Source organism: Marinomonas maritima (genome assembly GCF_024435075.2).
Classification (GTDB): Bacteria; Pseudomonadota; Gammaproteobacteria; order Pseudomonadales; family Marinomonadaceae; genus Marinomonas; species Marinomonas maritima.
This window is the reverse complement of record NZ_JAMZEG020000001.1, coordinates 441,283-466,820: the sequence shown is the minus strand read 5'-3', so window position 1 is coordinate 466,820 and position 25,538 is coordinate 441,283. Positions and strand designations below refer to the sequence as shown.

The following is a 25,538-nucleotide window of genomic DNA, read 5'->3' as shown; positions in this document are numbered from 1 at the left end:
GCCTTGTTAAACATTTAACAAATCAGATTTGGCAAACAATCGCGCCAGTTGTGCGCTTTTCCCAGTTCTTCAAGGTAACAGAACGATATCTCTGCATGATGTCCTCAGGCACAAAAGACGTAATGCCAACATGGTCCAATAACGCTGTCATCACCGACTCGGCGGCACGAACCGCGCCATCTTCGCACTTTAACGCAATACCAAGTTTTAGCTCAGGAATCGCAGCAACATAAACGCCTTCGGCGCCCACTTTGAGAAAAACGCGTTGCTGTAATACTCTCATCATGCCTGTGCAGTAACGTTCTGTTCCCGCCACCATAAAAGGGTGTTTCACCACGGCGTCATATAAGGTTTTACAGGCTTGCTGTCGTTCTGCTGATAAGCCCTCAGGGCTCGAAAATTTGGCAAAGGCTAAGGCAAGATTCGTCAGTGGCATTGCCCACGTTGGTGCGGAGCAACCATCTGGCGACCAAGGCGCAGTGGTGTAATCGTATTCGCACATCTGCGCCATCGTATCGGCTATTTTTTTCTGTACGGGATGATCAATGCCGATGTAACCATGCGGTGCAACATCGAGTAATTTTGCTAACCCCAGCATACCCGCGTGTTTGCCAGAGCAATTATTATGCAATTGATTGGGCGTTTTTCCTTCACCTGCTAGCACATAGCCTGCCTCGACTCGCATTGGCCAGTGGCAACCGCATTCAAAGTCGGTTTCAGGCGATGCCAGCTTATCCAACATGCTTTGCACTGTTGCCACATGCTCTGGCTCGCCATTATGGGAGGCGCAGCAGATGGCAATTTCCTCGTCGCTAAAAGCAAATTTCTCGGCTCCGCCCATCTCAATAAAAGCGAGTGCTTGCATGGCTTTTATTGCACTGCGCGGGTAAACCAACGCATCGACATCGCCCCAAGATTCCACCACATCGCCCGTACTTGAGACAATAACGGCTTTAATATGATGCTCACTTTCAACAATACCGCCGCGGCTTATTTGGACGGAAAGAGAATCGTGCTGCATTCTATTACTCCTTTACCTAAAAAAAGACTTTCTTAAAAAACTAGGTTGAACTTACTGATAAAACGATACAAGAACAAGAAAAAACCACACGGTATGAAATGACCTTGGCTCACTTTTTCAAGAAAAGGCGACATAGTACGACGCTCTTTTTTATACTGACAGTAACTGACAGTATTACCCGTTATATTGTTGCCTCTCTTTACTTCGTAGGAAACGAAAGACATGCCAGAACCATTTAAGAACCTTTTTAACCAGCACGTTATTAACGACATGGCTGAGCACTTTCAACGTCATTCGAGGGAATTTGATAAAGCAGGTTTTGTCGCCGCCGCGATTGATCAGCTTGAGACGTTGGAACTAAAAGCTCGATCGCAACAAATCACCGAGGTCATGAGCCAATATTTACCGACTGACTTTGAAAAAGCAGGGCAAATTTTACTCGCCAGCTTGGCCCCAGAAACCGACGATTCAAACTCAGAAGCAAGCGGTAGTGGTATTTCAGGCTGGTCGATTATGCCAATGGGCGATTACGTGGGACGTCATGGTCTTGAGCATCATGACTTTTCAATGGTTTTACTAAAAGCCATGACCAGCCGATTTACGTCTGAATTTAGCATTCGATTTTTTTTATTATCCGCACCAGAAAAAACACTCGCGGCACTCAATAGTTGGCTTTTAGATGATAATAAACATGTGCGACGCTTGATATCTGAAGGCACTCGCCCTCGCTTGCCTTGGGCGATGCAATTGCCAGCGTTTATTAAAGATCCTTCACCCGTCATTGCACTGCTCGAAAAACTAAAAGACGACCCAGAAGAATACGTACGTCGCTCTGTCGCCAACAATCTCAATGACATCGCTAAAGATCACCCTGACCTTGTAGCCGATATTGCTGAACGATGGATGAAAGGCGCCGATAAAAATCGCACGAAGCTCATTCGTCATGCTTGTCGAACTCTGCTTAAACAAGGCAATAATAAGGTTTTAACCACGTTTGGTTATGGTAAGCCACAACTAGAAAACAACGCACTGACAATACATTCTGAGCAGGTTATTTTGAATGGAAACCTAGAGTTTACCCTCGAAATAGAATCTGCGGGCGATCATGAGCAAACCTTGATGATTGACTACATTATTCATCATCAAAAGAAAAACGGCACGACCTCACCCAAGGTATTTAAATGGAAGAAAATCACGTTAGCAGCTCACAATCGTCTCACGATGGCAAAAAAACACCCGTTCAAAATCATCACAACAAGAGTCTATTACGACGGATTGCATGAGGTAGAAATTAGTATTAATGGTCACTCTATCGCCAAGAAAAGCTTTCAATTATCAGGAAATCCTCCTCTAATGTAAGACAAAAAATATAGCCTAACGGACGATAATGAAAGAATCAGCTCGTCATCAACAACGACGCCCCACTGCTTCAACCTCGCAAAATAATGTGTGCCCGCTTTTGCAACCAGAGGCTGCCAGTCCCTACTATAATTTTTGTTTATATGAAATCCTTTCGTTTTAACTCAGAGTGAAATACGTCAACGATGTGCAAAGTTGACTCGATTTCATGGAAAGACAGCTACAATATCCTATTAACAAGCCACACAATATGGACAGTCTTCATGATGATCAAACCTCTGTTCTTACAACAAATACCATTAAAGCTACTCCTGATACTCGGTTTAGCAATGAACAGCATGGTCTTTGCAGAGCAAAGCGCTACCATTATTTTTGATGCTGAAATGCCCATAGTAAACGACTCAAAAAGCGGCAACTACGCTCAATTAGCAAGCGTCATCGATCTGTACAGAAAAAAAGACCCCGATACTTTGTTTATTTTTGGAGGAGAAAGCTTAGGACCAAGCATCCTTTCAACAATAGACAGGGGTGCGCATATCATTGATATATTGAACAGCCTTCAACCAAACGTAATGGGCATTTCAAAACGTGAATTAAGCCATCAAGAAGATGAACTCATTTTACGCACTTATGAGGCATCGTTCCCTATTGTTTCAAGCAACCTATACGACCCACTGACTTATCGACCTCCTGAAGGAATACAAACGCACGCTATCTTAAAAACAGATGCTATAACGTTGGGCTTTATTTCGGTTCTAGACCCTGATGTTGTCAATAAGTACCCAACCGATCGAATCGAAGTGACTTCACCAGAGAAAGCCATCATCAAAGCCGTCATTGAATTAAAAGCTCAAGGGGCCGATCTGATTGTCTTACATTATTCTGTTTATACCGCTGTTTTTGACCGGCTATTACAAAAAGGCACAGTGGATCTTACACTCCATAAAGATCAAAACTTTAAACTTGGCCCTTATCAAGGACTACCCCATCACCCACGCAACATCATTGTAAAAGACAAAGCGCATACGGCCGTCATACAACTCAGCTGGCAACCAGCCAATCTCAAAAAAAGCTTAAAAATCAAATACTCAGAAATCGACTTAACCGCTGTCTCACCTAAGCTTTCTGTTTTTAAGCAAGAACAGGAATACGCTCGCCAACTCAATACTCTTCTTGCAGACGTATTGGGGGAGACTACCACGCCGATTGATTTACGCAGAGAAACGCTACGCACCGCCGAAAATGGCTTTGCAGACTTTGTGGCGGACACCCTAAAACAGTTTACCAGCGCTGATCTCAGCTTAATAAACAGTGGAACCCTCCGCGGCGATGCCATTTTTCCAGCAGGCACCATACTGACCAGAAAAGACATCAGAACCATGATGCCCTATCGAAACACACTCAAATTAATAGAAGCAACAGGACAACAAATAACGGCAGCGTTAGAACATGGCTTAAGCGGAATAGACTCAACAAGCGGACAATACCTTCAAATTTCTGGCATTAAAATCAAATACGATGCAACACGTCCAGCGGGAGAACGCTTACTCTTAGTTACCTTAAACAATAAACTACTCAGCCCAACAAAGACTTACAAAGTTGCTACCCTAGATTACCTACTTAATGGCGGAGATGGGTATACAATGTTTATAAACAGTAACGTGCTTAACCATCAACAGAACCCCAATTTCACGTTACCTGACTTAATAGCAGAAAAGATTCAGGAACTAAAAATGATCGCTCCAAAAACAGATGGACGAATACTCGATATTTCAACAAAAGATTAAATATGAATAAACCGTCACCCATAAAAAAAACAGGCTATAAACAACTCAGCTTAATCAAAAAATTGGCTATTTTATTGTTGATGGTCATCGTGCTTTTTATTGGTATTGGTACCCTATTACAAACAAAATTGGAGCAAACCCAGTCCATACTAAATGACTTAACCTTCAATACTATCCCTGCGATGACCAACGCCAATCAAAGCGCGATTAAGTCCAGTGAACTTTTGTCGGCCCTAGAGCTATTAACATCATCCAATACGCCCGTAGAGCGCAGGATTGCGGAGTTTGAGGTCAACAAAAAGCTCAATGAAACCCAAGAGCAAGCCAACAAAGCCAGCTACAGTCAAAATGAGTTTCATCTTCTAAAAACCATTCAAGAGGAAATGAACAACCTCAACCGTCTTATTGATACTAAGCTCGACGTCGCAGAGCAAATCACAAAAAAACGAAAAGAGCTGGCGGAGCTAAAATACAAAACGGATAGTATGTACAAAGAGCACATAGGGCAAACGCCTCTAGATGAAATGCAAAAAACCAAATGGAACATGACTTTTTTAGAATTGATGATGCTCGTCTACGAAGTAGGAAGTACGGTCAAACTCAATGAACTACGAGATATACAACACACGATTGAATTAGAATTGAGCCATTTAGACTCTATCTCGGAAGAAACATCACCCGCATTAAAAGCACAACTACTTCCATTAAATACCGCGATAATCAATCTTTTAATACGTGAGCAGGGGCTTCTTGCGTTACAAGAAAATCATCTAAAAATGATTGGCCGAGCCCGTGGTAGAGAGCATTTCATTCGAAACTTAATCAGCGATTACAGCAACATTACAAATCAGTTCTCACTGAATAAAAACCAGTACCTGAAAGATAAAATTTTAACGCTTTCAAATGGTGTGTATACCCAAGAGGCATGGTTTGTTGGTGGTTTTATATTATTGGCGGCAATGATATGTACCATTCTGGCACTTTATACCCACGCCATAAAGCGTCTTAGAATATTGACTCGAAGAATACATAATATGACAGCTGAGCCGGTTACCTCTCATTCCAGTAAGGATGAGATTGATGAACTGTTTCATGCTTTTGATCAATTCTCAGACACCATTAATACGCAAAATCAACGCCTCAAAACACTGTCGTTGACAGACAGTCTAACCAACATAGCGAACAGACGCGCTTTTGACCAACGCTTGGCCTACGAACTGTCTAGCGACAGGGTTATCCAAACCGACCTGTCGGTTGTGTTAATAGACGTCGATTTTTTCAAGCAATACAACGACACGTATGGCCATGCTAGTGGGGATGAAGCCTTACAAAAAATTGCGATGATGCTAAGTCATACAATTCAAAGCAGTACGAACATGATTGCCCGTTGCGGCGGCGAAGAGTTCGTCGCCATACTTCCAAACAAAACGGCGAAAGAAGCCAATCTTGTTGCACAACATATTATGCAAGCCATAAATTTAGCGAACATAAAGCACAGCATGAGCAAGATCTCAGATAGAATCACAATAAGCCTAGGCGTTGCCACCAGAATCAAAGGAGAGGTCTCCGACATAGACACCCTGATGAAAAAAGCCGACATTGCGCTTTATTACTCGAAAAACCAAGGTCGAAACCGAGCAACGCATATCGATGATATAGAAGAGGTGCAAGATAACTAAACACCGACGCCTCTTATTCGTCGTAATAAAGACACCACCACCGCAAGCGCACACATGCCAAGCAAAGCCCCCGTAAAGCCAACGTTCGCCAAACCGGCATAATGGATAATTTGACCACCAATCAGCGCACCCGCTCCAATACCAAGGTTAATAATGCCAGAATACAAAGACATAATAATATCGGAGGCCATCGGGTCCACATTCAATACTCGGATCTGCATACTTAACCCAATAATCATGATCGATGCGCCCCAGAACAAAATGCTGACCATCAACAAAGACGCATTTTCAGCCACAAAATACAAGGTCGCCATGCAACAAGACATTGCTACGACGCTTGAAATCATCATCACGCTGTTCGCTTTCTCACCAAAGTAGCTAAACATAATACTGCCGACAATCCCCGCCGCACCAAACAGCAGCAAAATCAGCGTGGTAAAACCGCCACTCGCAAAGCCTACCTCGCTTAAAAACGGTTCAATATAGCTGTAAGCCGTATAATGGGCGCAGAAAATAATGAAGATAAACAAATACATACCAAGCAAGACGCGATTGCGCAGTACTTCGGGCACTTTGCTCAACGAGCCTGAAAACAAACTGGGTAAGCTCGGCAACAAACGGTATAAAGCCAACATGATGATTAAAGCGACAATGGCAATAAAAGCAAACGTAGTACGCCAGCCAAACAACTGACCAATAATACGCCCTGCTGGCACACCCAATACCATTGCAAGTCCCGTTCCCGTCGCCAATACACTCAAAGCAAACGTATGCTTACCCTGCGGGGCAACACGAATCGCAATCGACGCGGTAATAGACCAAAACAACGCGTGCGCAAGCGCGATACCAATCCGGCTGATTAATAAAATCGTAAAATTCCACGCCACCACCGACAAAATATGGCTGACAATAAACAACGAAAATAGCCATATCAACAGAGTTTTACGCTCTAGCTTACGCGTCAGCAGCATCATAGGTAGCGACATCAAAGCCACAATCCAAGCATAAACCGTCAACATCCAACCCACTTGAGCCGACGATACCGAAAAACTCTGCGCGATGTCTGATAACAAACCAACCGGAACAAACTCCGTGGTATTAAAAATAAAGGCACTAAAGCCCAGAACAAAAACACGCAAATATTGAACACGACGTGAGACCGTATTCTCAGAAGAAAAAGTTGATATCATGATGACCTGTGGAATGATCTATTGAAATATGCGTAAAAAAAGAAGCTGACTATTGTCCATTTTTTCAACAACAACGGAATAGGGAAATATGGATATTTATGGACAGTTACCTTAAATACTATGTTTAACAAATTCCAAAAATATCTGGAATAGTTCCCATGTCATGCTATACATAATTAACCACCGCTGAAGGAACAGAGATCGACATGAGCAATTTGTCTGTTAAAACAAAATTCATTATCCTCATTTTATCCATCATCATTATATTTTTAGTGGCCTTAAGTTTAATAAAAACCAAAAGTACAGAATTAGCACATCGCTTCGATCGATTCTATGAAGAGAACCACAATGTCTCGCTCAATTTAGAGCGTGTTAAAGAAGCACAGGTTAGCATCGTTCTCAATGTGCGAGGCTTGCAGATTGCCTATCTACTTTCACTAGACAAACAGATTCCTAGTTATTTAGAAACCATTTCAAAAAATTACAGCACAACCCCTTCACTTCTTTCTGAGCTAAATAAAGGTCTTTCCAACAAGCCAGATGTATCCAAGAAGCTTCAAACACTACTCAATGATTTCCAAAACAAAACAAAAACCTTTGTCAGCGCCATGGAAAACTCAGCAGATCATAAAGCGCCTTTCCCAGTGTTTTCCGCTTTTATAGGCTCTTACGAGGACTTGATGAAGTACTTTGCAACGCTCACTGACAAAACAAACACAGAAGTAATAGAAGCAAAACAGCAAACAGAAGGCGTTGTATCAGAGATTGAAATCGGCTTTTGGATTTCTATTTTAGTCTCGCTTATCATTTCCATCACACTTGGCTACCTAATTTCCAACAACATAGTCCGTGGTATTTTGGTTGTTCGTAACGCGGCACAGAATATGGCGCAAGGCTATCTTAATAAACCAGTAAAAGTGTCAGGAAACGATGAAATTGCTGAGCTTGGTAATGCGATCAATGCATCAGCTAAAAACCTACGCTCTGTTATCTCTAGTGTTCTCAGCTCGGTAGACAAGGTAAATGAAAACAGCCAAGAAGTACTCAAAGTAAATAAAGACGTGGGTGAGCATTCTGTCCACATTATGGACAACACCACTCAAGTGGTTATCGCGTTAGATCAAATGTCAGCCAATAACCGCACCATTGCTGATAACACACAACAATCGGCTGCAGCGGCCAGTGACATTAGAGTTGTCGCCCAAAATAGCTTAGTCACAGCAAACGACACTTTAGAAGCGATAAATCAGCTAGTTTCTTCGTTGAAGGATACAGGAACCGTTGTGACTCAACTGCGCCAAGAAACAACAAACATCGAAACCATATTGGACGTTATTCGAAGCATTGCCGAACAAACAAACCTACTGGCTCTTAATGCCGCTATAGAAGCGGCTCGCGCAGGTGAGCAAGGCCGTGGATTCGCGGTTGTTGCTGATGAGGTTAGAACGTTAGCACAACGCTCTCAAGACAGCGTTAATGAGATTGAAACCCTTTTGGCACAATTAAGTACGGCGAGCGGCCAAGCCGTCAATCGTATGGAAGTCAGCTTAGCGTTAGTAGAATCGTCAAAAGACCAAGTAAAGCAAACCAACGAACTCACCAGCACTATTTTACTAGGTATTGAGCGAATATCAGAGCAAACACAACAAATTGCACGTTCGGCAGAAGAACAAACAAAAGTATCCGATGACATCACACAAAAAATGCACGTGGTACAGCGTTTGACAAAACAAAGCGCAGACATAGCAAAACGCTCAGGGCTAGATATGGTTCAAAGCAGTGTTGATGTGCAGCAGCAATTAAACTTCTTTAAACTCTAATATTACTGCATTAGTTCCCGCCGGTATTGAAAGCACCCTCCCTTCCCGAAAATAGATCGACGCTTTTACTACCACCCACTTTGCCTTTATTCATTACAATAGTGGCCTCAAAATACACATAGTTTATTCAAACACCTGCACTTTTTTCACATAATTCAACGCGCCTTCTGGCTATCATTTTTTGTTTCACTGCGCTCAGTTACACCACTATATTAAAAAATTGATAAAATCGAATACTAAAAAACAATAATAACGGGAACGATTTCTATTACTATTTGTCTACAAGAGATATAATTTATTAACACTACGAATTTTTCCACTGTAAATAGGTAATCCTAATGAAACGTTCAACATTAAAAATGCCACTTCATTCTTTCAATAAAAGCGCTTCAATATTAGCTGCATCACTTTTAACCGTGAGCAGTTTGTCTGTGCACGCCAGTGGTGAAGTAAACGTCTATTCCGCTCGCAGTGAGGCACTTATTGCTCCTCTTCTAGATGCATATTCAAAAGAAAATCAAGTAAAAGTAAACCTTATTACTGGTAAAGCAGATGAGTTATTGAGTCGCCTAAAGTCTGAAGGCAGTGCTAGCCCAGCCGATGTATTTATTACTGTCGATGCCGGTCGCTTATATCGAGCAAAAGAAGCCGGTGTGCTTCAACCTTTTGAAACAAAACATCTAAGTAACGTCGTTCCTGAATATCTTCATGATCGTGATGGCTACTGGTATGGTCTTTCTCAGCGTGCTCGAGTGATCTTTTACAACCCTGAAAAAGTTTCAGCGGCCAACTTATCCACTTACGAAGACTTGGCTGACCCTAAATGGAAAGGCCAAATCTGCATTCGCTCTTCAAGCAATATCTACAATCAATCCCTTGTCGCGTCTATGATCGATGCGAATGGCGAAGCAGCGACGCTGGAATGGATTAAGGGTCTTGTTGCTAACTTTGCTCGTCCACCAGCAGGCGGTGATACAGATCAAATTAGAGCGGCAGCCGCTGGCGTGTGTAACATCGCCGTTGCCAACACGTATTACTTTGGTCGCTTAGGCTTAAGCGATAAAGCAGAGGATCGTGCTGTTTTTGACAAACTGGCTATGTTCTGGCCAAACCAAGCCGCTGACAAGCGCGGTGCGCATGTCAATGTGAGTGGAATCGGTATCACTGCATCGTCGAAAAACAAAGAAAATGCACAGCAACTCATCGAGTTCTTAACGAATAAAAAAAGTCAAGAATGGTACGCAAACGTGAACAATGAATACGCTGTGATAGAAGGCATAGCGCCACCAAAAAGTCTAGCAACGTTTGGCGAATTCAAAGCCGATACCGTCTCTTTGAGCGTACTAGGCGAAAACAATCGTCAAGCGGTCAAACTCATGGATCAAGGCGGCTGGAAATAACCCTTTTCGTTAAAAACGAATAGCACTGCTTAAATACAAAAAATGCCTTTCAGTGAGTTCCATTGAAAGGCATTTTTATAGGTGAAGCTAGAGTGAATTCAAACTTGGTCTGGGAAATCGACATTAGGCTTCTTCCATCAAACTCCAAAAAGCCTCAACCATCGGGTTTTTTAAACCTTTTTTCAGCGCAAACAAACCAATATCATAAGGTTCAAGTTCTGGCTTAACATCCAACACTTGTACCCTATCCTTCAACGGACTGTTATCAAGCACGATTTTTGGCACTACGCCGATACCAAAACCTAAACTCACCATGCTCACAATGGCTTCATTACCCGTCACCTGAGCATAGATCTTCGGCGTGATATCGTGCTGACGGAACCATTCGTCAACACGGGTTCTCGACACACCGCTTTCAGACAAAATCATCGGAATAGCCGCCCACTCTTGCGGTGCCAAAGGAACACGATTCGGCACATTAGGAACTTGTTGCTCCAATGGCGCGATAAACAACAAAGGGGAAATAGCGATCGGTTTAAACACCACACCACGCGGTAAATTGGTTGGCCGAGCGGCAATGGTAATGTCTTCTTTTCCATCGAGAATGTGCGCAATGGCGTGTTCTGGATCGCCGGTGCGCAGCTTAATCTCAATCCCTGGATACGCAATACGAAAACGCCGCAACAGCTCATACAAAAAACTGTAGCTGGCCGTCACCGAGCCATACAAGCTAATCTCGCCGCTAAGCTGGTCAGTGTTATCGGTCAATTCATGACGGATCAAATTCCATTGTCGGCTGGTATCGCGCGCGTACTTAAGAAATTTTTGCCCTTCTTGCGTTAGCACCACTGTACGATTGTCACGGTTAAATAACGCAACACCCAGTTCGTCTTCTAAATGACGAATGTTGCGTGATAAGGCAGAAATACTAATGTGACACTCGTCACTGGCACGTCCAAAATGTAACGCATCAGCCAAAGCGAGAAATTGTTTGAGGATTCTTATATTCATACTCATCATCATAATGGATATTTGCATAAAATGGGACGTTATATTGCAAATATATCAATTTACGAAAGACTGGCTTTTCTATAGAGTAGCTTCACTCACACTTGATCCACCGCTTTATAGTGTTTGATCAGCTGTCACCCTTTTTAAATATCGACGTGTTTTAATCGTCGAGACATTAATCATAAAAATCTAGGATGTGTTTATCATGGCTAATTACTTCAATACTTTGCCGCTACGTGAGCAACTTGCTCAACTAGCGAAATGTCGTTTCATGGACAGCTCTGAATTTTCCGATGGCGTAGAAGCGCTTAAAGGCAAAAAGATTGTTGTTATCGGTTGTGGTGCTCAAGGTCTTAACCAAGGCTTGAACCTACGTGATTCTGGTCTAGACGTTTCTTACACTTTGCGTGCTGCTGCGATTGCTGAAAAACGCCAATCTTGGAAAAACGCGACTGAAAATGGTTTCGTTGTTGGTACTTACCAAGAACTTATCCCAACGGCTGACGTTGTATTGAACCTAACGCCTGATAAGCAGCACACACCGGTTGTGACTGAAATCATGCCGCTTATGAAGAAAGGTGCTTGCCTATCTTACTCTCACGGTTTCAATATCGTAGAAGAAGGCATGAAAATTCGCGAAGACTTAACCGTTATCATGGTCGCGCCTAAGTGCCCAGGTTCTGAAGTTCGTGCTGAATACGTTCGTGGTTTTGGTGTTCCAACGCTTATCGCTGTTCATGAAGACAACGACCCTAAAGGTGAAGGCCTTGCACTAGCAAAAGCGTACGCGGTTGGTACTGGCGGTCATAAAGCAGGCGTTCTAATGTCTTCTTTCATCGCAGAAGTAAAATCTGACCTTATGGGCGAGCAAACTATCCTTTGTGGTATGTTGCAAACTGGCTCTATCCTTTGTTTCGACAAAATGGTTGAAGAAGGCATCGATGCAGGTTACGCGTCTCGTTTAATCCAATTCGGTTGGGAAACAGTAACAGAAGCATTGAAATACGGCGGCGTGACCAACATGCTAGATCGTCTTTCTAACCCAGCTAAAATCAAAGCATTCGATCTTTCTGAAGAACTTAAATTGATCATGCGTCCTTTGTACAACAAACACCAAGATGACATCATCAGCGGTCATTTCTCTCAAACTATGATGGAAGACTGGGCGAACGACGACGTAAATCTTCTTAAATGGCGTGCAGACACAGCAGAAACAAACTTTGAAAAAACACCTGCTGGTGATGTTGTAATCTCTGAACAAGAATTCTTTGATAACGGTATTTTGATGGTTGCTATGGTTAAAGCCGGCGTTGAGCTTGCTTTCGAAACCATGACCGCCGCTGGCATCGTGGCTGATTCTGCTTATTACGAGTCACTACACGAAACACCACTTATTGCGAACACAATTGCTCGTAAGAAGTTGTACGAAATGAACGCGACAATCTCTGATACGGCTGAATACGGTTGTTACCTATACAACCACGCTTGTGTTCCATTATTAGCTGACTTCATGAAAGGCATCAAAACCGACGTAATCGGTAAAGGCCTTTCTTTAGAAGACAACGGCGTTGATAACGCTCGCTTGATCGAAGTAAACGCAGCACTACGCTCTCATCCAGTAGAAGCGATTGGCGGTGTTCTTCGTGGACACATGGCGGATATGAAAAAAATCGTTTAATACGATTATTGCGCTCGCCAATACTTTGTTAAAAATAGACTCGTCTTGGCATCGCTCATAACATCGTAATTTACCCCTAAAAAGCCGAGCTTCAAAACTCGGCTTTTTTGTCTCTTCCTGTTCTAAACACAACATTAGGAAATACTATGGACAGCATCCGCTTAGACAATATTCTCTTCAACAAGGTAACGGTGAACTTTGATGATCGCTTTACGCTAAGCGAGATTAACTGGACCATTGAACCCAACCAACATTGGGTGATTACTGGCACCAACGGTTCTGGCAAATCGGCCCTAGCAGCGGTGCTTGCAGGGGTTGGCGGCATTGAAAACGGTTCGATTTCAGGGTTACCAAAAAATGTGGGATTAGTCTCTTTTGAAGCCCAAGCGGAGCTGATCGCCAAAGAACTGAAAAAGGATGACGCCGACATCATGGATGTCATTTCCCTCGGCACACCTGTTAATGACATGATTTTCGACCGCTGCCAAGATCCAGAACTTGCTCAAGCACTGGTGGTAAAGTTTGGCTTAAGTAGATTACTCGACCGCGCATTTCGTAAACTCTCTACCGGCGAAAGCCGAAAAGTCATGTTGATACGCGCGCTGTCCAGCAAGCCGGACTTGCTCATCCTCGATGAACCTTTTGATGGTTTAGACGTCGATACGCTCGCTATGCTGCAAGAACACCTTATCAGCATCGCCGACACGGTTCCTATGATCATGGTACTCAACCGTTTCGATGAAATGCCCTCTTTCATCACGCATGTTGCCTACATGGACAAAGTCAGTATCGAAAAAAAGAGTTCAGATAAAAAGAGTGTAGGGAAAGGTCATTTGGCACTGACGATAGATCGTCAAGATAAAACCGCCTTTAACGAGCTATATCAACTATTACATTTGAAAAATACCGATCTAAATATCCCAGCCGCTGATCCAATCAATAAGCTCCCTGAGCTAGAACCAAATCAGCCTTTGGTAAGACTAAAGCAAGCGACCATCCAATACGGCGATACAATCATTGTCAATAAATTGGATTGGACTATTGAGCGCGGTCAACATTGGCAACTTAGCGGCCCCAACGGCAGCGGCAAAACCTGCGTCTTGTCCTTAATCACTGGCGACCATCCGCAGTGTTATACTAACGATATTTTTGTGTTCGGATTTCAACGCGGTAACGGCGAAAGCATTTGGCAAATTAAGCAATTCATTGGTTACGTTTCTACAGCACTGCAATGGGAATATCGCGTCAGCACCAGCTGTAAAAATGTCATTATTTCCGGCTTTTACGACAGCATCGGCATGTATTCAAAATCGACCGATAACCAGAAGAAAATCGCCGATCAATGGCTTGCTCTTTTGGGTATGACAGATCGCGCAGACCAATCCTTTAATAAACTCTCCTACGGCGACCAGCGTCTATTGCTCATCGCCCGCGCCATGGTGAAGCACCCACCACTCTTAATTCTTGATGAACCCTGCCTTGGCCTAGACGACATAAACCGCCAGCTCGTTTTGGCCTTGATCGAAAAAATCTGTGAAGGCAAAAAAACAACGGTTCTCTACGTCAACCATCACGCGGAAGACAAAATCAAAGGAATAGAGAACTACTTGGGGTTGAAGAAGAACTAGGCTTTTGGTTGGTTCGCTGCCTTCGCAAAAAAGCCGTGTGACGCTTCATTTTCGCTTTTTTAGAAAAGTAAAGGCACGCCTACCTCATATGAAGCGTCACACTTTTTTTCAAAAGTTGATATATTAAAAAAGAAAAAATAAATTCAGAGAGTGCAGATAAAAAATACCTAACGGATCACAAGATAACGCCATTAGTGATTGATCTGGCAAACCTTAATTTATTAAGCACTAACATGATCAAAGGCATTGAGCCTTTCATTCTTCCAGGGATTGATGTAATTATCAAAGCTAAGCCAGATCAAAGAGATAAAAGTTACTTGGGGCTTAAAAAGAACAGCTAGGATTTACGCCTTCTAAAAACACAAAAGCCATCTCATTGAGTTGGCTTTTGTGTTTTTAGCAATATTTAAACTAAGCGGATTTCTAACTTCTTTCCTAATGCCGAAGCGAACTTCTCTAACGTCGACAATTTCACGTCTTCAGAGTGATTTTCAATTCGTGATATCGCGCTCTTTTGGGTGCGTAATTTATCCGCAAGATCAAGCTGAGTCAGACCTGCATTAATACGCGCTTCTTTCAGTAACACTCCGAACTTAAAGACCTGATAACCCTCATCATAATTATCCGCAAATTCGGCGTCGCTCTCTTTTCTTTTCGCTATGTATTTTTGAAGGTCACTCATAAGGGTTTCCTCTGTAAATAATTTTTTTTACGACTTTCCGCAATCTTGATCTCTTTTGGTGGTGTTTTCTGTGTCTTCTTTTGAAAGCCGTGATTAAGAATTACCAAATTATCATGATCAAAGAACCCAAACAGTCTGAAAATATTCCCACCTACCTGAACGCGTATTTCCCAAATATCATCGGTACTCACGAGCTTTTTAAGATAGGTAGTAGGAACAACTTCCAACTCTTCAACCAATTGAAGCACCCAAGCAACCTTCTGAACCTGCTTGCTATTCAAAGAATCTAAAAACTCTTCAATTGGGCACTTATCGTCATCCGTGCGATAAAAATTAATTTTCCTCATGATGGCAAGGTTAACATACACGTGAACTTTGTCAATATTCAATGGAACCGCAGCTTTTATGAAAAATAAATACGCTACCGCTGCCTACCCTTCAATCAAACCAAAAAAAGAGGATAAAAAGTCGTATTTTTTAGCGATAAGATAAGCAAACCATCAACAATGAAACCTATAGGGAACACTACGAACCATACGCTACGCTCGATAGCGTTTGTAGTGGCTTGTGTCGCACTTATCATCTAAATTTAGATCTGCTAACGCAGATCCAAAAACACCTGGCACTCATAAAGGCTATTCCACTATTGATATGACTACTGCTGGTATGCCGTCTGATGTGAAGATGATTTCTATGGCAGATATCAAGAAAGAGCGGCAAGACAAAGCCCCTTTTGTGGTTGGTTTTGATATCGATGGTACGACCTTGTTTAGCACGCCAGTTTTTTATCGTGGGCCAACAAGAGTTCTCACCCAATGGTTATTCTTATTTAGAGAATCAAGACTTTTAGGATAAGACGAACTGTGGCTGGGATGCATTCAGTATACCTAAGAACATTGCTAAAGAGTTGATTGCCCTGTACCAAGAGCGTGGCGATAGCATTTATTTCATCACACGTCGTACAGGTTCAGACAGTAATTTCACCACTGAGTATTTGAAAAAACTTTTGATATCAAAGATATACACGATGTTATTTTTGCGGGATCAAGCCGGTGCTGAGGGGATTCGTGTAATGCGCGCGGCTAGCTCTAGCTACACACTGATTCCAAAAAATGGCATCTATGGCGAGCGAGTATTGAAAGACTCCCAGTACTAAGATTCCAATTTTTTTAGCGTTACACAATGCAAAGCCGCAAGCCATTTGGTTTGGCGGTTTTTTTGTTTTCACCCTGCCATCAATCAAATGTTAATAGGATGGAACTGCACTATGCCCCCTGCCAAAACCTAAGCCGCACAACAGTTAGTTATTTCCCTTATGAGCAAGCACTTAACTTATGCTAAACAAGCGCGGAAAATCGAGCTCATTCAATGTGTCGTAACGACCATAACGGACGACTAAAAGCAAACAGAAGCAATATAGCCAAAAAGAATTATCAACAAAATGAAAGTGGTTTCGTTGCCATGTAACGATAATTTTTGTCTGCCAGAAGGAATAAAGGTCATATTTCATATGTATCATTTAGTACTTCATCAATGTAACAAAGCACATAAAATACTGCTGATTAATGTTCCTTGGCGTGAGTGATTGGTTTTAATAAAAATATTTTTTAAGTATGAACGCAGTGTGGCTTCAGTTTTTTCACTCTTTATTGCGATTGCTTTTAATGTCAGTCCTGCCACTAAATCTTCGCATAGTTCAGCTTCGGCCGGCGAGAGTGAAAAGTATTTTCCAATGATTCCTGCCGTTGGTAGCTTACGTTTAGCAGGCTCAACAATGGTCACTAAAGCACCACCCTGTGATAAATCCGTACTTTCCATGGGTCTTATCAGCACAATCAATGGAGGCCGCCCCGCACGCTTTAAAAACAGTGCGTCTGACTCATATTCACCTTGTCCCATGCTCGCGCGAATAACATGCACCGCTGATCTAAAGTACGCCTGCTGAACACCACGCTGCTGAAACATTAATCTCTCGTTACGAACTGACAACAAGGATTCTTCCAGCAGGAACGTCTTCGCAGAGGGATTAGCGTGAATCACAACCGCCTGCTCATTTAATACCAATGTTGCTTGAGGAATGGTGTTAACGACACTAATCAGTGTTTTTTGGGCAACTGTTCGATAATCAACCTGCTGATACAACAAAACAGCTTGGCGTATAAAGGGAACCAACAGATTAAGCCGTGCTAACTCTTGTGACTGGTATGCGCCCTGCTCAACCGTTCGCTGCATCGTTAGTAATGTCGTATGAGTATCTGTGCAATGAACAACCAACCAAGCACTATCAAGCATATTTTGATCAGTTTGCCAGCGTTTATAGTCTTCAGTAACGTCTAACTCATCCAGTATAGATAACGCAGAATGAAATACTCCAGGCGGTTGAAAAGTCACATACCTAGAAACCAAATCCTGCTTAATCATATTATTTTGTGTGTACCAATCTATAAACTCATCCGAAAGCCCAGCATACCAAAGGTGATCAATTTGCAACGGCTGCTTGCGAATAACCACCAACTCCGCTGCACATGCGTTGTTTGCCGTTGATAATAAATCTAGAAAATGATGAAAACCTTCACGATCAGTCAGTCCTGCATACAATGCATGAATGATCTGCGTATCTTGCTGCGAGAAAATCGAAGTCGTCGCGGCGTTATGATCTAGGAACATGGTCAAATCACCTTTTAGACACTGAAAAACAATACTAAAGTCACTGTGTGACCTACTTTATTGTCACCGTATTTTACTGAGTAAACGAGGTGCATCACTTATCTCTATCTCATAAATCTGATGTCTTTGGTTGTGCAAGCTTCATGCTTTTGCCAAATTTATCTCTGCATCCTCTGATTGCAGGCACAATCTCTCGATTGTTGTATTTTTAGCGTGCACCGGAAACCCGCCAATAGCCTGAGCTATCCATTCAACTGCGTTCGGGATGATTTCTACCAGTTGAGGGAGGTCATTAACGCATAGAAACTTGATTTCAGGATTCGTCGCTCTGATCAGCAGTGCTAGAGTATCGGCTGGAGGTTGCCCCTTTCCCTGTCCGCTTGTGATGTGAAGGTGGTCATCTGTCGTGCCGAGCTTGGCCTCGTTGTCTCTGATACAAGCATGATTATGCAGTCCCTGCGGGAGAAATTGTTCCAAGTTCCGAAATCTGTATTTTATGTTACTGAGGAAGTAATCGGGATACAGCGCAAACAATTCGGCCATTTTGGAACGTCGAAAAGGATGCACGACATGGGCAGCAGAAAACAGCTCCGTAGCGGGAAAACCGATAATTTGGGACGCATTTATTTGCATAAAATAGTGGAATTTCGCAGGGTCATCCCGTGCTTCGGCACTGCCAAGCAACCCGCTATAGTCAACCCACTTGCCTCGAAAAATAGGAGTAAGCCCGTCAAAAATGTCTGACGGTTTTAGGGGCGCAGTCAAGAACACATCATCATTAAAGTACATGAACCGCTCGCTCAGCCCTTCAATCCGCCACAGCATGCTCTCAATGGTTAAAGAGTTGAATGTGGGGAGCACTTGCGTGAACCCTTCAAAAATTTCTGAATGATAGGCAAGATGCACCTTGACCCTAATGTTTTCCGAGAGGCTTGATAAATCAGGGCCTTCTTCATCAACAACAATCCAGATTTTACCTACCCATGGCGCATGGTTTTCGATCGATTGAATGCAGTACAAGATTTCATCGTTACACAACCACCGATGAGGGTTCGATGCATTTTCATGCAGTGGCGAAGGCTCAATGGTCATATATTCTTGTCGCGTCTTACGGTGTTTCTCAGCATCCCCATTGACCCAAGTGATAACAGCATCAATCGGTTCAAGATGGAGTTCAGTTGCATTTCTTAGCATTTCAGTAGATGTCTCTTAGTGATGGCAATGGTAATGGCGACTCAGGTTCATTGTCGAACTAGTCAATTTTAAAAGGGTCAGCTATTCAATAAGTTGATTTGATAGTGAACCATCTATTAAGTTTCCAATAATTCAAAAGGTATACAGGCCAGCCTTACGCTAATTTGCCAATGAAACCTTGTACTTATTAAGAAGAACTTGCTCTTTTTCACCTTTCATATCCAAGCGGCCTTCATTCCAAATTCTGATCAAATCTTGTCTTGTTTCAGCGGGAATATGTTTGGAAAAAATCGGCCTTTCAACCAACTTCTTTTCTAAACCAGGGCGTACTATTTGAAGGTCATCATTCAGGTTGAGACGATTTAAAACGTACTGAAGGACAAGGTCATTGTCTGCGTATAAGTCGACTCTATTTTCACTGATCATCTGGAAAATTCGGTCAACCACATCATCGTAACCAGCAACCACTTCTACGAAATTAGAATTTTTAGGATCGTCAATATAATTCTGGTAACCAGCACTCATTGAGCTGTAGTCCCAACCAGGTCCAGTAGCAATGCGTTTGTCCGTTAAAGATTGAATCCCATTGTAGCGCCACGGATCATCTCGCCTAACAACAAAGGCGGAGGTGTAGGCAAACGTTTCTTCGTCGGCATAGACAAAATGGTCGTCTGGATTTTTTGAATATAAGTATTCCGGCAATATATCGCAAAGCCCCTCTCTCACCATATTCAACCCTCGTGCTAGAGGCACTTCATAGTATTCGAGCTGATAACCATTTGATGAATATATTTGCTCCAGCATATCGATAACAACACCACGCTCAGAGTCCTCTTCCGATGGAAATATTGTCATTGGCGGCCATTGGTCGTAACACACTTTTAACGCCGCAGCAGAGCCGATATGAGGCACACTGATGCCTACCAGAAAGACCATCAGAAATGAGAAATGGTTTAATCGTTGGCTGTTCGTTTTTTTATTGCTCAGCTTCTTATTTCTCAACACGATCACGACCCTTATCTTTGGCACCATACAACTTCAAATCGGCGCGTTTAAATAACTCATCAATTAAATGGTCTTTTGGCTCGGATGACTCAACGCCAAGGCTCACTGTATAAGCCACGACGTTACCATCCACTTCCAACACAGAATGGCTAATGATTTTTCGTAGTTTTTCGGCAAGTTGGAAAGCATCATCATTGCCTGTATCAGGGAGAAATATGGCAAACTCTTCTCCACCAACTCTGCCAATGAGATCAGATTTTCTTAAAGACTTCTGAATGGTCTGCGTGAAATGGATAAGTACTTTGTCACCAACAAAATGACCATAAGTGTCGTTGACCCTTTTGAAATTATCTAAATCGATCAACAAAAAGGATGCTGGCGATTTTTGACGCTGTGACAGAATCAGTAAATGTTGCGCCATTTCAAAGAAACTGCCCCGATTCAGTATGCCTGTCAAAGAATCTCTTGTGGCCAGTTCTTCCAATTTTTTATTCAAAACCTGCAAGTCTTCTGTACGCTTAGCAACGGCATCCTCTAACCAATTTCGCTTAGCTTGCTCATTCTCTAATAGCTGTTCTCGGTCCATCTCTAGAGTGGATAACATCGTATTCATGTGTTCTTGAAGCTGACTGATCTCGTTATTTTCAATGTTTGACAGATTAATCCGCTTACTCATATTAGGACTCATTTGAACTTCATTCACTTGAGTCATTAGCTCCTTCAAAGGGCTTGCCAAATAACGATCAAATGCCCAGACAAACAGCCAAAACAAAATAGATAACTTGATGATTGCTGTAATGGCAATCAGAGTAAAACCAAATAAAACTCGATCTAAAACGACTTCGGACGATGAATAAAGCACAAGTGTTCCAAGAAAGACGCTTTCTCCATTAAGTGTCCAATTTAAATCTGACGTCGTATCGAAAAGAGACAATGGGGCTGAGCCCGAGTTGTAGGATTTTTTAGAAAACATGGCTTGGGCATCTTTATCGAAAACCTCGACACCTTCGATAATGGGCATTTTAACCAATCCGGCAATGAGCACATTCAATTGATTTTCGTTGTATTGCCATAAGCTGGTAGAAATAGGCTCACGGACGGTTTCTTCCAACTGTTTCAATTCATTAAGTATTGAGTCCTGTGTTTTCACATATTCGCTGAAGAACTGCATACTTGTAATTACACAAGTTACAGCCAAATATATGAAAAAAATAACACGCATCATTTTTTGGGATAGATTGTTTGGACGTAGAAAGCTTAAAAACATTAAAACGGCCCTGCCCGATCAACATTGAACTTAGGTTAATCTTAGATTACCCACGTACTTAATGGAATAAACTTCGAACTACTCCAAAAAAACCGCTCAAATTAACGAAGGTGCGGACATCATCAACCGCACGAATTCATCCTTAACAAGAAAACCTAAAACCACTGCATTACACGGAAGTCAGATAAAAAGGAGTGATGCTTGAAATTATGGACTACTCGATGAAACCTCCCACCATTTTGATTTGCACCTAACACTGTAGTGCTGAGAGAGTCTTGCTAGTGTTAATAAGATAGTTTGTAACGTCAGTACAACAGATTAAATGACATTAGCTTGATGGCTAAGCAGTTTTACGGCCATCTCATTACCAAATCGTGCCTTACATTACGACGCAATTCCTTACAGTCTTAACATTGTTTTTTTTCTGGCAAATAGATAATTTACGCTGACGGTACAATGTATAAAATCGACTGGAGAGACACGATGATGAAGAAGAACCTACACCCTATCGATCGCATAGCAAGAGGCGTGATAGGAATCGTTATTATTGGTTTTTTACTATTAAATAACGGTTATCTTCAAGAGCCTATATTAGAAATATTATTAGCCACCTTTGGGGTGCTTAATTTGATTTCTCTCATTTCTGGATGGTGTCCTGTTTATCATTTAGCTGGCATTAGTAGCGCTAAAAATAAGTAATACTCTGTCCCATTTTCAGGAACGATATGCCGCCACTGTTAGAGCTACAGAGAGACAAGCTATTGCGTTTAAGGTTGATTCTTGTCTGCCTTGCCGTAGCTTTGTTTGTGTCTACGATTTATGTGGTTGTGTCTTATCGTCTGTCTTCTCAGCTGGGTATAGACTCAGAAGCCGTTTCCCTTCATCGACAAGCTATGTTGTTTCATGCCGAGCTTGTCGAAGCAGACAATGAAGCGACACAACGTCTACAGCACCTTATTGAACTTACCTATTTAAATGACCATGTCCGCACAGAGCTATTGTATGTTGAAGCTCATGGGGATGAACTTGACTGGTCGCTTAATCATAATATGACCTTTTCTCAAATAACGATTATTAAAGAAAAAATACACACAAAGGTAAGTCAAAACAAACCATCATCACCTATGTCTATGGTGAACGGCCTTGAAAAAATTGATGGGAAACGCTTTCTTTGGCAAGTAGTAGAAGGGCTAGATTACAAAATTGTCATGATAGAAGCGGCAAGTAGCGTTGATACAGCTCTTGACCTTATTGCTAAACGTTTATCGTTAACCTCATTCATTGTTTTTTGGATGGCAGTTTGGCTCGCTATTACGCTGTCATCGTGGATGGCTAAGCGGGTTCAAAGTAAAAATGACGCACTTGAAAGACTCGCGACGTATGATTCACTGACCGGCCTACCGAACAGACTGTATTTGATCAATATGATGCAAAACATCATGCCCGAAACACCATCGGAGTATGAAAAAACGAATGAAACACTTTTAGAAACACCTACTAGAGGCTGCTTGTTTGTAATAGATCTCGATAAATTTAAAGAAGTAAATGATACTTTTGGCCACTCTTCAGGTGATGTATTACTCAGAGCAGTCTCCCAAAAGCTTGCTTTAGCCCTTAATCCGACACAAACAGTCATGCGTATTGGTGGTGATGAATTTATTATTTGGGCACCTGATTTAGAGATAGAAGAGGCTCATAAACTCGCTCAGAAATTAATAGACGTCTGTAATGAGCCTATTATGATCCATAAACTGTCGATTAACACTGGTGCCAGTATTGGCCTTGCGTACTACCCAAGTCATGCAAAAGACGCTGAATCATTGATGGTGTGTGCAGACATTGCCATGTATGAAGCCAAGCAAAAACGCAGTGGCTGGAGCATATTCAGTGAACGAAACACACAACTCGGCCACCAACGATTACGGCTACGTGCAGACCTAGAAAGCGCACTATCAGAACGGCAAATTAAATTCCATTACCAGCCTAAAGTTGAATTAAACAGCGGGGATATCATTGGCGTTGAGGCGTTAGCGCGTTGGTATCATCCGACAGATGGAATTCTTGCGCCTGTGCATTTTATAGATTTGATTGAGCAAAGTGGTCGTATTCAGGAGTTTGGACGCTATGTGATTCAAAGCGCGATTCAACAATTAGCACTATGGAAAACACAGGGGTTATCGACACCCATCGCTATTAACTTATCGCCTTATAACCTGCTTGATCCCGATTTATTAGAGTTCACCTTGGCGCTACTAAAACAGTATTCAATCGATACAAAACAGTTAGAAATAGAACTCATTGAATCGTCGACAAGCATCAATATCGACTATATAGCTAGTCGCCTAGATGACTTTAAACAAGCAGGTATTACTCTGGCTATCGATGATTTTGGAACAGGAATGAGCTCTTTGTCTTACATTAGTAATATCAAAGTGAATAACATCAAAATAGATCGATCTTTCATCTGTGATATTGAAGACGGCGCCAATAAAAAAGCCATCGTTTGCGCGGCAATTACCTTGGCGACCTCCTTCAATTGCAATGCTATTGCAGAAGGTATTGAAACAAAAACTCAAGCAGATACTCTCATCAAAATGGGTTGCCTTTATGGCCAAGGTTATTATTACGCTAAACCAATGCCTACGGATGAGATAGAAGCCTTGTTATTGAGCTACGCTTCTTTGCCGATTTAACAATCAGTTACTGCTCTTCGTATAGAATAAAGAAGTGAATCAGCTCTTTTATTTTTCTCGATCTCGCTGTTTCAACTTGACCAAATGAACAAACTCCCACAGAATTATGACTCTATTAAACCTACAAGGAGATTATTGATGATTGTATTCAATTCAACGCCGATTCAGACAGCACAGAGCGTTAGAATTTAGAACTGCGTTAATACTTTCATTAGCACTTTTCTATAACCTCCTCTCTTTTAAGGCCCCATTTTGGGCGTCTTTCTTTGCTTTGTCTTATCCGGCGTTTTTAGTTTTATCCAACTAATTTTTGTTCTTTTTAGCCGGAGCTAAAACATTGAATATTTCTACATTACAGCCTTTAGGTTGGAATCACTTCTTTTTGCAACAGACAGACACGCAAACATTTGAAAAACTACAATCAAATGAATTATTGATCTTTCGTATCAGTGCCATACATCGATCAGTGATCAAAGGATTAGGCAGCAATTGGCCTGAAGGAGAAGTCGAGCTACTCTGCCCAGAGTGTTTTCAGCCTGTGAGCGATTTTTTTTGCGTGGGTGATTGGGTTATTACTGAGCGTACTAACGAGCACTTTCGTATTCTTAAAGTACTTGAGGCCAAGAACCAGTTAGAGCGCTTAAGTAACCATAAACGTCAGCTGATGGCAGCCAATTTGGATTATCTGTTCATCGTCACCAGTGCAAACAGCGACTTTAATATTAAGCGATTAGAGCGCTATCTTGCCATGGCTTACGAATGTCAGATAGAACCTGTTATTGTGCTTAATAAGATCGATTTGACGGACGATGTTGACGGTTTTCTAGATCAAATCCGTTCTTTATCCGTGCATAACCTTGCGGGGGTTTCGGTGTTAAAGCCAGACTCACTATCATCGCTTTCTCATTTTCTGATACCCACGGCCACTATCGCGATGGTTGGGTCTTCTGGTGTAGGAAAGTCTTCTTTAGTCAACGCACTTTTCACTCATGCTCAGAAAAAACAAAGCGATATTCAATCTGTTAGTGAAATACGTGAAGACGACGATAAAGGGAAACACACAACCACCTCAAGACAGTTGATAATCAACGAACAAGGCGTTCTTTTTATTGATACTCCCGGCATTCGTGAGTTGAAATTACTCAATGCACAAGAAGGCATAGAGCAAACTTTTGACGACATTATTCGGCTAGCCAAGGAATGTAAGTTTACGAACTGCACCCATCAAACCGAACCTAGTTGTCAAGTATTACAAGCCTTAGAAAGTGGTATATTGCCCTTATATCATTGGCAGAATTACCAAAAACTGCTCAAAGAAGACGCCTATAATGCTCGCTCAGCACAGGGGGCATACGCACAAAAACAACACCAGAAAACGTTCAGTAAAAAAGTATTTCGTGAACAAATGAAGCACCGGGAAAACAAGGGGAATAATAAATAAGAAACAAAAAAAGAGG

The 25,538-nt window shown here is 42.1% G+C and carries 22 protein-coding genes; 12 read left to right on the top strand and 10 right to left on the bottom strand.

The genetic code is table 11. The annotated features are described in order from the left end of the window. Window positions 1-22: 22 nt before the first annotated feature. Both M3I01_RS02345 and M3I01_RS02340 read right to left on the bottom strand, forming a co-directional pair. Entirely contained in the window at window positions 23-1,021 is a 999-nt protein-coding gene (locus M3I01_RS02345; RefSeq protein ID WP_255893962.1) for an asparaginase, read from the bottom strand. 32 nt (window positions 1,022-1,053) lie between these two features. Next, window positions 1,054-1,245, bottom strand: a complete 192-nt coding sequence (locus M3I01_RS02340; RefSeq protein ID WP_255893961.1) for a hypothetical protein — start codon at window positions 1,243-1,245, stop codon at window positions 1,054-1,056. Here M3I01_RS02340 and M3I01_RS02335 point away from each other — a divergent pair. From M3I01_RS02335 to M3I01_RS02325, 3 genes are all read left to right on the top strand, one after another. Next, window positions 1,244-2,380 (top strand): DNA alkylation repair protein, encoded by a 1,137-nt coding sequence (locus M3I01_RS02335; protein WP_275564896.1) that lies wholly within the window; start codon window positions 1,244-1,246, stop codon window positions 2,378-2,380. The two genes, M3I01_RS02340 and M3I01_RS02335, sit on opposite strands and share 2 nt — an antisense overlap. A gap of 263 nt (window positions 2,381-2,643) precedes the next feature. Next, window positions 2,644-4,167, top strand: a complete 1,524-nt coding sequence (locus M3I01_RS02330) for a bifunctional metallophosphatase/5'-nucleotidase (RefSeq protein ID WP_255893958.1) — start codon at window positions 2,644-2,646, stop codon at window positions 4,165-4,167. Window positions 4,168-4,169: 2 nt separating this feature from the next. Then, a complete protein-coding gene (locus M3I01_RS02325) occupies window positions 4,170-5,846 on the top strand; it encodes a GGDEF domain-containing protein (RefSeq protein ID WP_255893957.1) in 1,677 nt (558 codons plus the stop codon). Here M3I01_RS02325 and M3I01_RS02320 read toward each other — a convergent pair. Then, window positions 5,843-7,036, bottom strand: coding sequence for a sugar transporter (locus M3I01_RS02320; RefSeq protein ID WP_255893956.1), 1,194 nt, complete (start codon window positions 7,034-7,036; stop codon window positions 5,843-5,845). The genes M3I01_RS02325 and M3I01_RS02320 overlap by 4 nt on opposite strands. Window positions 7,037-7,242: 206 nt before the next feature. Between M3I01_RS02320 and M3I01_RS02315 the strand changes: the two genes are divergently transcribed. Together M3I01_RS02315 and M3I01_RS02310 are read left to right on the top strand one after the other, a co-directional pair. Continuing rightward, window positions 7,243-8,856 carry a methyl-accepting chemotaxis protein gene (locus tag M3I01_RS02315; RefSeq protein ID WP_255893955.1) on the top strand — a complete coding sequence of 538 codons (1,614 nt, stop codon included), beginning with the start codon at window positions 7,243-7,245 and terminating at the stop codon, window positions 8,854-8,856. Window positions 8,857-9,194: 338 nt separating this feature from the next. After that, on the top strand, window positions 9,195-10,256 hold the full coding sequence (locus M3I01_RS02310; RefSeq protein WP_255893954.1) for a Fe(3+) ABC transporter substrate-binding protein: 1,062 nt from the start codon (window positions 9,195-9,197) through the stop codon (window positions 10,254-10,256). Between the two features lie 123 nt (window positions 10,257-10,379). Here the strand turns inward: M3I01_RS02310 and ilvY are convergent, their stop codons facing one another. Then, window positions 10,380-11,267, bottom strand: coding sequence for an HTH-type transcriptional activator IlvY (gene ilvY, locus M3I01_RS02305; protein WP_255893953.1), 888 nt, complete (start codon window positions 11,265-11,267; stop codon window positions 10,380-10,382). Window positions 11,268-11,472: 205 nt separating this feature from the next. Here ilvY and ilvC point away from each other — a divergent pair, with 205 nt between their 5' ends. Together ilvC and modF are read left to right on the top strand one after the other, a co-directional pair. Further along, window positions 11,473-12,945 carry a ketol-acid reductoisomerase gene (ilvC, locus tag M3I01_RS02300; protein WP_255893952.1) on the top strand — a complete coding sequence of 491 codons (1,473 nt, stop codon included), beginning with the start codon at window positions 11,473-11,475 and terminating at the stop codon, window positions 12,943-12,945. Window positions 12,946-13,091: 146 nt separating this feature from the next. Further along, window positions 13,092-14,573 (top strand): molybdate ABC transporter ATP-binding protein ModF, encoded by a 1,482-nt coding sequence (gene modF, locus M3I01_RS02295; RefSeq protein WP_255893951.1) that lies wholly within the window; start codon window positions 13,092-13,094, stop codon window positions 14,571-14,573. Window positions 14,574-14,979: 406 nt separating this feature from the next. Here modF and M3I01_RS02290 read toward each other — a convergent pair whose 3' ends face one another. Beyond that, a complete protein-coding gene (locus tag M3I01_RS02290; protein ID WP_255893950.1) occupies window positions 14,980-15,255 on the bottom strand; it encodes a helix-turn-helix domain-containing protein in 276 nt (91 codons plus the stop codon). After that, window positions 15,252-15,644 (bottom strand): type II toxin-antitoxin system RelE/ParE family toxin, encoded by a 393-nt coding sequence (locus M3I01_RS02285; protein WP_255893948.1) that lies wholly within the window; start codon window positions 15,642-15,644, stop codon window positions 15,252-15,254. The genes M3I01_RS02290 and M3I01_RS02285 overlap by 4 nt, the downstream gene beginning before the upstream one ends. Window positions 15,645-15,822: 178 nt before the next feature. Here M3I01_RS02285 and M3I01_RS02280 point away from each other — a divergent pair, with 178 nt between their 5' ends. Both M3I01_RS02280 and M3I01_RS02270 read left to right on the top strand, forming a co-directional pair. Beyond that, a complete protein-coding gene (locus tag M3I01_RS02280; RefSeq protein WP_255893947.1) occupies window positions 15,823-16,110 on the top strand; it encodes a hypothetical protein in 288 nt (95 codons plus the stop codon). Between the two features lie 172 nt (window positions 16,111-16,282). Then, the gene (locus M3I01_RS02270) at window positions 16,283-16,411 is read left to right on the top strand and encodes a hypothetical protein (RefSeq protein WP_255894816.1); all 129 of its coding nucleotides are present in this window, start codon (window positions 16,283-16,285) and stop codon (window positions 16,409-16,411) included. Window positions 16,412-16,785: 374 nt separating this feature from the next. Here the strand turns inward: M3I01_RS02270 and M3I01_RS02265 are convergent, their stop codons facing one another. The 4 genes from M3I01_RS02265 to M3I01_RS02250 form a co-directional block, all read right to left on the bottom strand. Next, window positions 16,786-17,922, bottom strand: a complete 1,137-nt coding sequence (locus tag M3I01_RS02265; RefSeq protein ID WP_255893946.1) for a helix-turn-helix transcriptional regulator — start codon at window positions 17,920-17,922, stop codon at window positions 16,786-16,788. Between the two features lie 141 nt (window positions 17,923-18,063). Then, window positions 18,064-19,116, bottom strand: a complete 1,053-nt coding sequence (locus tag M3I01_RS02260; RefSeq protein ID WP_255893945.1) for a Stealth CR1 domain-containing protein — start codon at window positions 19,114-19,116, stop codon at window positions 18,064-18,066. A 159-nt stretch (window positions 19,117-19,275) separates the two neighbouring features. After that, complete coding sequence (locus M3I01_RS02255) at window positions 19,276-20,121, bottom strand: substrate-binding periplasmic protein (RefSeq protein ID WP_255893943.1); 846 nt, start codon at window positions 20,119-20,121, stop codon at window positions 19,276-19,278. Continuing rightward, window positions 20,108-21,292 carry a GGDEF domain-containing protein gene (locus M3I01_RS02250; protein WP_255893942.1) on the bottom strand — a complete coding sequence of 395 codons (1,185 nt, stop codon included), beginning with the start codon at window positions 21,290-21,292 and terminating at the stop codon, window positions 20,108-20,110. Before M3I01_RS02250 ends, M3I01_RS02255 begins: the two co-directional genes overlap by 14 nt. Window positions 21,293-21,871: 579 nt before the next feature. On the opposite strand from M3I01_RS02250, the gene M3I01_RS02245 reads away from it, so the two are divergent. The 3 genes from M3I01_RS02245 to rsgA all read left to right on the top strand — a co-directional run bounded on the left by M3I01_RS02245 (window position 21,872) and on the right by rsgA (window position 25,522). Further along, window positions 21,872-22,087 carry a YgaP family membrane protein gene (locus M3I01_RS02245; protein ID WP_255893941.1) on the top strand — a complete coding sequence of 72 codons (216 nt, stop codon included), beginning with the start codon at window positions 21,872-21,874 and terminating at the stop codon, window positions 22,085-22,087. 26 nt (window positions 22,088-22,113) lie between these two features. Beyond that, window positions 22,114-24,081 (top strand): putative bifunctional diguanylate cyclase/phosphodiesterase, encoded by a 1,968-nt coding sequence (locus tag M3I01_RS02240; RefSeq protein WP_255893940.1) that lies wholly within the window; start codon window positions 22,114-22,116, stop codon window positions 24,079-24,081. A 337-nt stretch (window positions 24,082-24,418) separates the two neighbouring features. Then, window positions 24,419-25,522 (top strand): ribosome small subunit-dependent GTPase A, encoded by a 1,104-nt coding sequence (rsgA, locus tag M3I01_RS02235; protein WP_255893939.1) that lies wholly within the window; start codon window positions 24,419-24,421, stop codon window positions 25,520-25,522. Window positions 25,523-25,538 lie beyond the last annotated feature (16 nt).

Excerpts from the sequence above, each read along its gene's own strand:
- modF (WP_255893951.1), top strand. The coding sequence starts at position 13,092 with ATGGACAGCATCCGCTTAGACAATATTCTCTTCAACAAGGTAACGGTG.
- M3I01_RS02320 (WP_255893956.1), bottom strand. The coding sequence starts at position 7,036 with ATGATATCAACTTTTTCTTCTGAGAATACGGTCTCACGTCGTGTTCAA.
- M3I01_RS02315 (WP_255893955.1), top strand. The coding sequence starts at position 7,243 with ATGAGCAATTTGTCTGTTAAAACAAAATTCATTATCCTCATTTTATCC.
- M3I01_RS02335 (WP_275564896.1), top strand. The coding sequence starts at position 1,244 with ATGCCAGAACCATTTAAGAACCTTTTTAACCAGCACGTTATTAACGAC.
- M3I01_RS02270 (WP_255894816.1), top strand. The coding sequence starts at position 16,283 with ATGTTATTTTTGCGGGATCAAGCCGGTGCTGAGGGGATTCGTGTAATG.
- ilvC (WP_255893952.1), top strand. The coding sequence starts at position 11,473 with ATGGCTAATTACTTCAATACTTTGCCGCTACGTGAGCAACTTGCTCAA.
- M3I01_RS02240 (WP_255893940.1), top strand. The coding sequence starts at position 22,114 with ATGCCGCCACTGTTAGAGCTACAGAGAGACAAGCTATTGCGTTTAAGG.
- M3I01_RS02345 (WP_255893962.1), bottom strand. The coding sequence starts at position 1,021 with ATGCAGCACGATTCTCTTTCCGTCCAAATAAGCCGCGGCGGTATTGTT.
- M3I01_RS02340 (WP_255893961.1), bottom strand. The coding sequence starts at position 1,245 with ATGTCTTTCGTTTCCTACGAAGTAAAGAGAGGCAACAATATAACGGGT.
- M3I01_RS02250 (WP_255893942.1), bottom strand. The coding sequence starts at position 21,292 with ATGCAGTTCTTCAGCGAATATGTGAAAACACAGGACTCAATACTTAAT.
- M3I01_RS02260 (WP_255893945.1), bottom strand. The coding sequence starts at position 19,116 with ATGCTAAGAAATGCAACTGAACTCCATCTTGAACCGATTGATGCTGTT.
- M3I01_RS02325 (WP_255893957.1), top strand. The coding sequence starts at position 4,170 with ATGAATAAACCGTCACCCATAAAAAAAACAGGCTATAAACAACTCAGC.
- M3I01_RS02265 (WP_255893946.1), bottom strand. The coding sequence starts at position 17,922 with ATGTTCCTAGATCATAACGCCGCGACGACTTCGATTTTCTCGCAGCAA.
- M3I01_RS02290 (WP_255893950.1), bottom strand. The coding sequence starts at position 15,255 with ATGAGTGACCTTCAAAAATACATAGCGAAAAGAAAAGAGAGCGACGCC.
- M3I01_RS02245 (WP_255893941.1), top strand. The coding sequence starts at position 21,872 with ATGATGAAGAAGAACCTACACCCTATCGATCGCATAGCAAGAGGCGTG.
- M3I01_RS02330 (WP_255893958.1), top strand. The coding sequence starts at position 2,644 with ATGATGATCAAACCTCTGTTCTTACAACAAATACCATTAAAGCTACTC.
- ilvY (WP_255893953.1), bottom strand. The coding sequence starts at position 11,267 with ATGAATATAAGAATCCTCAAACAATTTCTCGCTTTGGCTGATGCGTTA.
- M3I01_RS02310 (WP_255893954.1), top strand. The coding sequence starts at position 9,195 with ATGAAACGTTCAACATTAAAAATGCCACTTCATTCTTTCAATAAAAGC.